General features: G+C 40.3%; 3 protein-coding genes. All 3 read left to right on the top strand.

Going from position 1 to position 1,267, the window contains the following annotated elements; translation table 11 throughout:
• A partial coding sequence (locus ACQRDX_RS09315; protein ID WP_427896611.1) for a polymorphic toxin type 50 domain-containing protein occupies positions 1–544 on the top strand: 544 nt, incomplete at its 5' end.
• Entirely contained in the window at positions 541–756 is a 216-nt protein-coding gene (locus tag ACQRDX_RS09310; RefSeq protein WP_024402973.1) for a hypothetical protein, read from the top strand. The genes ACQRDX_RS09315 and ACQRDX_RS09310, both read left to right, overlap by 4 nt.
• A gap of 51 nt (positions 757–807) precedes the next feature.
• Complete coding sequence (locus ACQRDX_RS09305) at positions 808–1,059, top strand: hypothetical protein (RefSeq protein ID WP_074412921.1); 252 nt, start codon at positions 808–810, stop codon at positions 1,057–1,059.
• Positions 1,060–1,267: the final 208 nt, after the last annotated feature.

The following is a 1,267-nucleotide window of genomic DNA, read 5'->3' as shown; positions in this document are numbered from 1 at the left end:
TATGAGGGACTATCTCAGACAGCACCCATTCCTACACCGTGATTATGCCAGGGAAAAATACTATGATGACCCTTATACCAAGGCTAAGAAAGAAATCAAGGTCAGAAAAGAACTTGAGAAACTTGAAAAGCACAGGGCAGAACAAAAAGAAATGCGTGAGAAGTTCAATTCAGCTGTCAAAAGTGGTATAATTAAGACAGAAATTAACAATGAGCATTTTGAAAACCATGTCAGAGGAACTAAGGGATATGACAAATATCTCCAGAAAAACCTTGAAAAAGGAGCACCTCCACCAAGTTATCTGACAATCACTAAAGAAGAATGTCAGGCACTTGTAGACAGGTATGCTGGGACAGGGCAATTTAAGTACAACCCCAAATCAAACAAAATGCAAGAAATCATCTCACAAAACAAACCGATAGGAACTTATATAGACCCTAGAACTGGTGAAGTAATTGAGAACGCTACTGATTTCCGTATTCATTACAGTAAAACTGGTTCACATATTGTGCCAACAATCAAAGGGAAAGGAGGCCGTAAATGAGTAAGCAACTTTGGAACTACCTACGTTCAACAGTCCAGGTAGTCAATAGTGATGGCGAAATTATCAAAGGACTTGTCACAGATTTTGTTGATGAAATGGATAATGACGAACAAGATGAAATCACTATCCTCATTGACGGCTCAAGTCCTGATGAGCCTACAGAAGTCTCTCTGTATGAGAGCGAGATTGTTTCAATCCAAGTAGTCACTTAGTGCTTAGTTCAATCTAGGCGCTTTTCTTGTACCCAAAAACAGGAGGAAACCATGAATAAACGTATCAAGAAGAAACGTGAACTAGAAAACTCTTTACGAATAGCTGGAAGTGCCATAGAGTTTCTGCTTGACCAGAATAACCAGCTCTGGAAGATTGTGGAGCGAATGGAAAAGGTCAATTCACGCAATGTGGAGGCAACCAACAAGCGATTTGATGATTTGGAAACCTATCAGAAAATCCTTGAAGATGATGTGGCAGAACTCAAGAAATCCAAGAAAAAGTCTTGGTTTAGCCGTAACTAAGGAGGTGGTCACTCATCTTGACTGGTAGGAAAGGCTACCGTAATTAGAATTAGATATTTACCGTCTGGATTTCCAAACGGTTTTTCTTTTGCCCTGCCGTATGGCGTAAAACTAGACAAATTCTGCCCCTCGTGGCGTAAAACAAAGGAGTTAAGGTATGAGCCTTAAACGTGAGATGTTGGTTGACGCAGGTATCGAAGATAAAGCG

The sequence above is a fragment of the Streptococcus sp. SGI.013 genome (assembly GCF_050315295.1).
Lineage (GTDB): Bacteria > Bacillota > Bacilli > Lactobacillales > Streptococcaceae > Streptococcus > Streptococcus porcorum.
The sequence above is the reverse complement of the archived record's forward strand: the minus strand, read 5'-3'. Positions and strand labels throughout refer to the sequence as shown.

What these genes read in the sequence shown, in the direction of transcription:
- ACQRDX_RS09305 (WP_074412921.1), top strand. Translation starts at nt 808, where the DNA reads ATGAATAAACGTATCAAGAAGAAACGTGAACTAGAAAACTCTTTACGA.
- ACQRDX_RS09310 (WP_024402973.1), top strand. Translation starts at nt 541, where the DNA reads ATGAGTAAGCAACTTTGGAACTACCTACGTTCAACAGTCCAGGTAGTC.